Genomic DNA, 7,050 nt, shown 5'->3' with positions numbered 1-7,050 from the left:
CGTCTCGCTCACGCGGGCAAGATGCCCGCACTACAAGAGTTTCATAATTCAAGTTTGTACCTCATTAGAAGTCAACAAAAGTATTGCAGGTGAAGTTGCTAGTTTCAAAGGGGTTGTGAATATTCCCAGGAAGGAAATTGTCAACAGAAATTAACTACAGAAATTAACTATATTTGCGATATCTGAAATAAAGCTAAAAACGCACATTCCCAAACCAAGCGAGGTTGGGCATAACAAAGTAAATGTTTCCGAGTTTTTTCTAACTGTTGAATAATTTTTGGTTCATGTATTTGTTGCCAATAGTATTGTTGCAGATAATCAATTAACCATAATTGAGCTTCAGTATCTAATTCTTTATCAATTTTCTTGGCTAATTCTAAAGCATGACGGTAAGAAGTCGGGGTTTTTTTCACCTGGGCGATGAACTCGCTAGGAATTTTTTGTAATTGTTGATAAGATAAAATCGCATTTCCTGGACTACCTGCGGCTATATTTAAAACCTCTGGATGTTGCAAAATTTCGGCATTTCCTGTTTGCGTCAATACCTGACTCATCACAGCAATATCCAACCGATAAAAAGGAATCTTTTGACAACGGGATACTAAAGTTGGTAACACAGATTCTGGTGAAGGGGCAATTAAAATTAATGTCGCTTTTCCCGGTTCTTCCAAAGTTTTTAACAACGCATTAGCCGCAGATTCCGCCATTGTTTCCGCTTGTTCTAGGACTATGATATTTCTCTCTGCTGCCAAGGGTGGCCGAGAAAGAAATTGCGTAATTTCTCGAATTTGTTCCAAACGAATCACTGGTGGGGCTTTGCGTTTAACGCCCTTTTCTGCTGCTTCTGCTGGTGTAAGTCTTTGTCCTTGAAATTGATAAGTTGGTTCTACCCACAATAAAGCCGGATGATTTCTTTGACGAATCCGATTTTGTAAAAGGGGAATTTGATCAGGTGCTACAGAACTGGAAAAAAGTAATTCAATAAAACACCGGGCTGCTAAACTTCTACCTACACCATCTGCACCTACAAACATATAAGCAGGTGCAACTCGATTTTGTTTAACAGACTGAGTTAGTAATTCTACTGCTTGCTGTTGTCCGACTAATGGTGAGAACATAAATTATGAAAACAGGCGATTATGTAAAATTTCCTGTATACTTTGTTGCACATTTTCTTGACTATTATTCCCATCTACCCGTACAATCCGAGACGGATAAGATACAGCTAACTCCGTATATCCCCGCTGTACCCGCCGATGAAACGCAATTGTTTCTTGTTCAATCCTGTCTAATTTAGCTTGTCCACGTTTGCGAGACAGCCCTATCTCCACATCTACATCTAACCAAATAGTTAAATCACTAGCTAAACCACCAGTAGCAATTTGATTAAGTTGATTAATTATACTCATACTTAAACCCCTGCCATAACCTTGATAGGCAATAGTAGAATCAGTATAGCGATCACACAAAATATACTTCCCTATGGCTAAATTAGGTTTTAATTCCTCTTCAATGTGTTGCGCCCTATCCGCAGCATACAATAACAGTTCCGTCACTTCCCCCACGGGCTTATTAAGTGACTTTTCCAATAATAACATCCGTAAATCCTTTCCTAACTCTGTTCCCCCCGGTTCACGAGTCAGCACCACAGATATATTTAAACTTTCTAGCCACTGAGAACACAGTTGCATCTGAGTAGTTTTACCACAACCTTCTACCCCTTCAAATACAATTAATTTACCACTCATATTGTCAAATTTTGCTACTACCGATTTTATGAACTCATTTTCTCACGTCTCAAACCATACCTAATTCCCGAACGACTGTAAAGGCATATAGCAGCTTTCAGCGGTTAGTAGTCAGAACTAAATTACTTTCAGTCTAAGCTTCTATGATTGAAATTAGAATTTCATTTAACTGCATACCGCTATAGTATTTACCTATATTAATTTACCATGACTATAAAGAGTTTATTGTCAACTCCTGAATCTGGCAATAACAAATATTTAACCCCCTTCCAAGTGGAAACCTATAGTTTTTTAAGCATAATCAACCTCCCAGTAGATTGGACTAAATTACGAACTTAGTTAATCACATAAAAAGTCATCAAATCCAAAAAGAACTTACTTGAAAATAAAAAATACAATAATGCCTATAACTGGAGATACCAATGAAAATTTATTCATGTCTTCATTATTTTCACAAAATCACTATCTTTTTTGGACAAAACAGTATTATGATAAATAATAAATAGCAAGCCACTTATATAAACTGGAGATAAAAGATAAAATTGCCAATAATGCAACAAACAAAAATTTCTACCAGGGGATTACTTCACCTGGGATTATCTTTTTCCCTATTAACAGGACTTTATGCCTGTGGTAAAGAAGGCAATTCTAGGATCAATCTTGAAAATTTAAATATTGGTGTGAATGTAACACAGATTCAAAAAGTTACCAAACAAAATCAGGACACTACAGTTTACATTCAAGGTAAAATAGAAAAGATTGCTCCTTTAATTCAGAAAAAAGCATATCAAATCAACGACTCAACTGGAAAAATCTGGATTATCACTAATCAAGGCAATTTTCAAGTTGGAGAACAGGTAGTATTGAAGGGTAATGTGCAGTACAAAAGTGTCCCTTTAGCTGGCAAAGAATACGGAGAAATTTATTTAGAGGAAAAATAATTTATGAATAATCAATTAGTTCATGTAGCCGTTACCATTCTCTATCGAGAAAATAAATTTTTGATGCAATTGCGGGATAACATTCCTAATATTATCGCTCCTGGTTGTTGGGCTTTGTTTGGTGGACATATCGAACCTGGAGAAACTCCAGAAATAGCAGTTCAGCGAGAAGTTATGGAAGAAATTGGTTATGAGTTAACTGACTTTACTCAATTTGGAATTTATAGCGATGAAAAAGCTGTTCGTTATGTATTTCAAGCACCATTGTTAATAACAGTAAATCAACTTGTTCTTTCTGAAGGTTGGGATCTAGATTTGTTAACAGCAGAAGATATCTATAGAGGTGAATGTTATTCTCTAAAAGCAGGAGAAGTAAGACCTTTAGCAAGTTTACCTCAGAAAATAATGCTGGATTTTATCAAAAACCTATAGTTCGATTACTCGATTTACAGACCCTTTAAAGTTTTCCAGAAATTTTGCAAAAATTAGACTATTAATAAATTCCATGCAGCCAGTAAACAATCTACCAAATCTACCTAAATGGTTAAATATAGGATTAGCCTTTCCTGTTATTCTTCTGAATGGTTGGCTATTAATTCAATTTATTAACTACTTTCAACCTTTAGTCAGTGTTATCTCTGTCGCTATTCTCTTAGCTTTTGTGCTAGATTATCCGATTAAACTGCTCCAAAAACGTGGAGTACCTCGCATTTTAGCAGTTGTCGTAGTATTACTGTTATCTATTATTATTTTAGGTGCTGTAGGTGTTATTCTCTTACCACTTATTCTGGAACAACTGAATGAGTTAGCTAATCTTCTTCCCTATTGGATTGAATCGGGAACTCAACAAATAGAAGCTTTGCAAAATTGGGCAGCTACCCAGCAGTTACCAGTAAATTTAAGTGGATTAGCTAGTGAATTTTTAGGAAAAATATCTAGTCAACTACAATCTTTGACTGGAAAAATTCTCGGTTTTGCTTTTGATACTATTGGAAATTTATTTAATTTACTAATAGCCATAGTTCTGACTATTTATCTAGTATTGAATGGTGAAGCTTTATGGGATGGAATTTATCTGTGGTTTCCGTCCCAAATTGCTAAAAAAGTTCGAGAATTACTCCGAGAAGATTTTAATAATTATTTCATTGGTCAAGCTACACTAGGTGCTATTTTAGCCGTGTCTATAACATTGGCATTTGTCCTCTTACGAGTCCCTTTATCACTCCTTTTCGGGATAGGAATTGGTTTATTTTCTTTATTTCCTTTTGGGACTGGTATTGGGGTTGGTATTGTCAGTTTATTAATAGCTTTAAAAGATTTTGGCTTAGGATTAGAAGTTGCGGCTATAGGTGTAGCTATTGACCAAATTAATTCTAATATTATTGCCCCACGCATTTTAGGAAATTTAACCGGCTTAAATCCTGTATGGGTGGTCATTTCTTTATTAATAGGCGCAAAATTAGGCGGTGTATTGGGTGTATTGGTTGCTATTCCTCTCGCTAGTTTTATGAAAGATATGGCTGATAGTTGGCGGAATGGTGAATTTAATAAAACCGCTGTTGATAGTGAATATCTGCAAGAATCTTGAATAGCATTGAGATTTTCACAAATTCAACTAGTCTGGTCTAGGGGAAGCTGTAACTACTCCTGGAATTGTTTTTACTGATGCTGATAATGTTATTCCTGATGTGGTGTGGATAAGTAATCAACGTTTAGCAACTTTATTAGATAATGATGGACATTTAACAGGTGCGCCAGAATTAGTAATTGAAGTTCTTTCTGCGGGGGGAGAAAATGAACGTCGAGATAAATAAGTGAAATTAAAACTTTATGCTTCTAGAGGTGTGCAAGAATATTGGATAATTGATTGGCTCTCCATACCTGCGACTAGATACGCCTTTTAGAGCATTTACTATTTGAGAAACAGATAATTTAGGAGGATATTCAATTAGTGTATGGACGTGATTTCCTTCACAATTGAATTCAAGCACTTGAAAATTCATTTTTTCAGCCACCTCACGAAATGTTTTTTGAATTAAATCAATACTTTCACCAGTGAACACAGACCGACGATATTTCGTAACGCAGACCAAATGAATTTTTAAGTCCGTAACGCTGTGTCTTTCTCTTCTGAGGAGACTTGCCATTTTGTGTAGACCAATATATAATTAATTTACAGTCTAATTATATCATTAACGATGAAAGCCAGATATCAATTCCGTTTCTACCCGACAGACCAACAGCAAAAGCTTTTAGCTCAATTGTTTGGTTGTGTTCGCGTGGTTTGGAATGATGCACTGGCTATTTGCAAACAAGTAGAAAAATTACCAAGTAATAACGATTTGCAAAAATTAGTTATTACCCAAGCCAAAAAAACTGTTGAGCGGCAATGGTTGTCCGATGTTTCTAACATTCCTTTGCAACAATCGGTCGCAGATTTGGGAGTTGCCTATAAAAACTTTTTTGATTCTCTAAAAGGGAAACGCAAAGGTAAAAAGTTAGGCCGCCCTAAGTTCAAAAAAAAGACTAATCAGCAGTCAGCACGATTTAGAATCGGTGGGTTTTCAATCAAAGGGGATGAGGTTTATCTAGCCAAAATTGGTAACGTTAGCCCGATTTGGTCAAGAGATTTACCCTCCGCTCCTAGCTCTATTACAGTCATAAAGGATTGCGCTAACCGTTATTTTCTCAGTTTTGTAGTAGAAGTTAAACCCGTAAATATTGATGCTAAAAACCAAAGTATCGGTATTGATTTAGGAATCAAAACTTTTGCTGTTATGAGTAATGGAGAAAAAGCCCAAAGCCCCGATTACTCAAAATTGGATAGGAAGATTCGCAAACTTCAGAAAAAACTAGCGAGGCAACCCAAAGACTCACAACGAAGAAATAAAACCCGAATTCAAATTGCAACACTACATAACGAAATAACTGATACCCGAAAAGACTTTTTGCACAAACTATCCACCAAAATAGTTAGCGAAAATGAAGTTATCGTTTTAGAAGATTTGAATGTATCGGGCATGATTAAAAATCATAAACTTGCTAGGGCGATTAGTCTTCAGGGATGGAGAGAATTTAGGACTTTATGTGCAGCTCAATCACAGAAATTTGGTAGGACATTTCACATTATTAGTAGATGGGAACCGACTAGCCAAATTTGCTCTGAATGTGGCTACAAATGGGGGAAACTTGATTTAAAAATTCGGTCGGTTAAGTGCCTGAATTGTGGGACTGAACACGACCGAGACGAAAACGCCGCAAAAAATCTAAATAAAGCTTGCACTGAGCCAAGCCGAAGTGTCGGGATAGGGCATTGCCACGACTCTAAACGGGCGCAGAGACAGAGTAAGACTAGCAACGGTTAGCGTCAGTCGGTGAAGCGTCAAGAATCACCGCACCTTTAGGTCGGTGAGTATGTCAAGGGACTAAATTTATCGCTGCTGCTGTTCCTTTTGTGGGCGACCCTTGGGATATTTTAGCAAAAGCCGCACCCGTAACTGCGGCTTTATCAATGGGGGTGGTTTTGACTTTACCCGCAACTGGTTCGGAAATGAACACAAACTCAGTTGTGACTAAGTGGGAAACTCAAGAAAAGTTATTTTTCGCTAGTCCCTTCGTGTTTCCTAAATTTTCAGTTCTTGACCCAGAAACGACTTTCTCCCTACCTCCTCGGCAAATTAGCAATGGTATTGTTGATGCTTTTACTCATGTAATGGAGCAATATTTAACCTATCCAGTCAATGCACCATTACAAGACCGCATGGCCGAATCAATTCTGAAAACCCTGATTTGCGAAGGACCAAAAACCTTAGCAAATCCCACAGATTATGATGCCAGGGCGAATTTAGTTTGGTCGGCAACAATGGCATTAAATGGGTTAATTGCTGCTGGTGTCCCCCAAGATTGGACAACTCACATGATTGGTCATGAGTTGACAGCGTTGCATGGTTTAGATCATGCTCAAATTTTGGCGGTTGTACTACCTAGCACTTTAACAATTCGCCGCGATCGCAAATGGCAAAAACTTCTACAATATGCAGATAGAGTCTGGGAAATTGGCGGTGGTTCAGAAGAAGAACGGGTAAATGCAGCAATTACTAAAACTCGTGATTTCTTTGAATCAGTTGGTGTTCGGACTCACCTATCTGACTATGGTATTGGATTACAAACTATTCCAGCCGTGATCAAAAATTTAGAAAAGCATGGAATGACAGCTTTGGGGGAAAATAAAGATGTTAATCCGCAAGTTATTGAGCAGATTTTAGTTCTTTGTGCTTAGAGGTTGTTTGAAAAGTATTATATGAAACCCATAATCTCCAAAAACCTAACCCCCCTCCCCCCCTTCCCTACAAGGGAATGGG

At 37.3% G+C, this 7,050-nt stretch carries 6 protein-coding genes and 3 pseudogenes; 6 read left to right on the top strand and 3 right to left on the bottom strand.

Features of this window, described 5'->3' with window-relative positions; translation table 11 throughout:
• Positions 1-167: 167 nt before the first annotated feature.
• Positions 168-1,118: a DNA polymerase III subunit delta' gene (locus FJR06_RS09335; protein ID WP_015079568.1), complete on the bottom strand. Its 951-nt coding sequence runs from the start codon at positions 1,116-1,118 to the stop codon at positions 168-170.
• 3 nt (positions 1,119-1,121) lie between these two features.
• Positions 1,122-1,748: a dTMP kinase gene (tmk, locus tag FJR06_RS09330; RefSeq protein ID WP_168634106.1), complete on the bottom strand. Its 627-nt coding sequence runs from the start codon at positions 1,746-1,748 to the stop codon at positions 1,122-1,124.
• A 551-nt stretch (positions 1,749-2,299) separates the two neighbouring features.
• Between tmk and FJR06_RS09325 the strand changes: the two genes are divergently transcribed.
• From FJR06_RS09325 to FJR06_RS09310, 4 genes and pseudogenes are all read left to right on the top strand, one after another.
• The gene (locus tag FJR06_RS09325) at positions 2,300-2,689 is read left to right on the top strand and encodes a hypothetical protein (protein ID WP_015079571.1); all 390 of its coding nucleotides are present in this window, start codon (positions 2,300-2,302) and stop codon (positions 2,687-2,689) included.
• A 3-nt stretch (positions 2,690-2,692) separates the two neighbouring features.
• A complete protein-coding gene (locus FJR06_RS09320; RefSeq protein ID WP_015079572.1) occupies positions 2,693-3,121 on the top strand; it encodes an NUDIX hydrolase in 429 nt (142 codons plus the stop codon).
• A gap of 73 nt (positions 3,122-3,194) precedes the next feature.
• Positions 3,195-4,277 (top strand): AI-2E family transporter, encoded by a 1,083-nt coding sequence (locus FJR06_RS09315; RefSeq protein ID WP_015079573.1) that lies wholly within the window; start codon positions 3,195-3,197, stop codon positions 4,275-4,277.
• 31 nt (positions 4,278-4,308) lie between these two features.
• A pseudogene (locus FJR06_RS09310) lies at positions 4,309-4,500 on the top strand (Uma2 family endonuclease); the annotation flags it as partial.
• Between the two features lie 60 nt (positions 4,501-4,560).
• Here FJR06_RS09310 and tnpA read toward each other — a convergent pair.
• Positions 4,561-4,836, bottom strand: a pseudogene (gene tnpA, locus FJR06_RS09305) (IS200/IS605 family transposase); the annotation flags it as partial.
• Positions 4,837-4,887: 51 nt separating this feature from the next.
• Between tnpA and FJR06_RS09300 the strand changes: the two are divergent.
• On the top strand, positions 4,888-6,054 hold the full coding sequence (locus FJR06_RS09300) for an RNA-guided endonuclease TnpB family protein (protein WP_015079574.1): 1,167 nt from the start codon (positions 4,888-4,890) through the stop codon (positions 6,052-6,054).
• A gap of 47 nt (positions 6,055-6,101) precedes the next feature.
• Positions 6,102-6,968 (top strand): annotated as a pseudogene (locus FJR06_RS09295) (iron-containing alcohol dehydrogenase); the annotation flags it as partial.
• Between the last annotated feature and the right edge of the window lie 82 nt (positions 6,969-7,050).

Source organism: Dolichospermum sp. UHCC 0352 (assembly GCF_009711925.1).
GTDB classification, from domain to species: Bacteria; Cyanobacteriota; Cyanobacteriia; order Cyanobacteriales; family Nostocaceae; genus Dolichospermum; species Dolichospermum lemmermannii.
The sequence above is the reverse complement of the archived record's forward strand: the minus strand, read 5'-3'. Positions and strand labels throughout refer to the sequence as shown.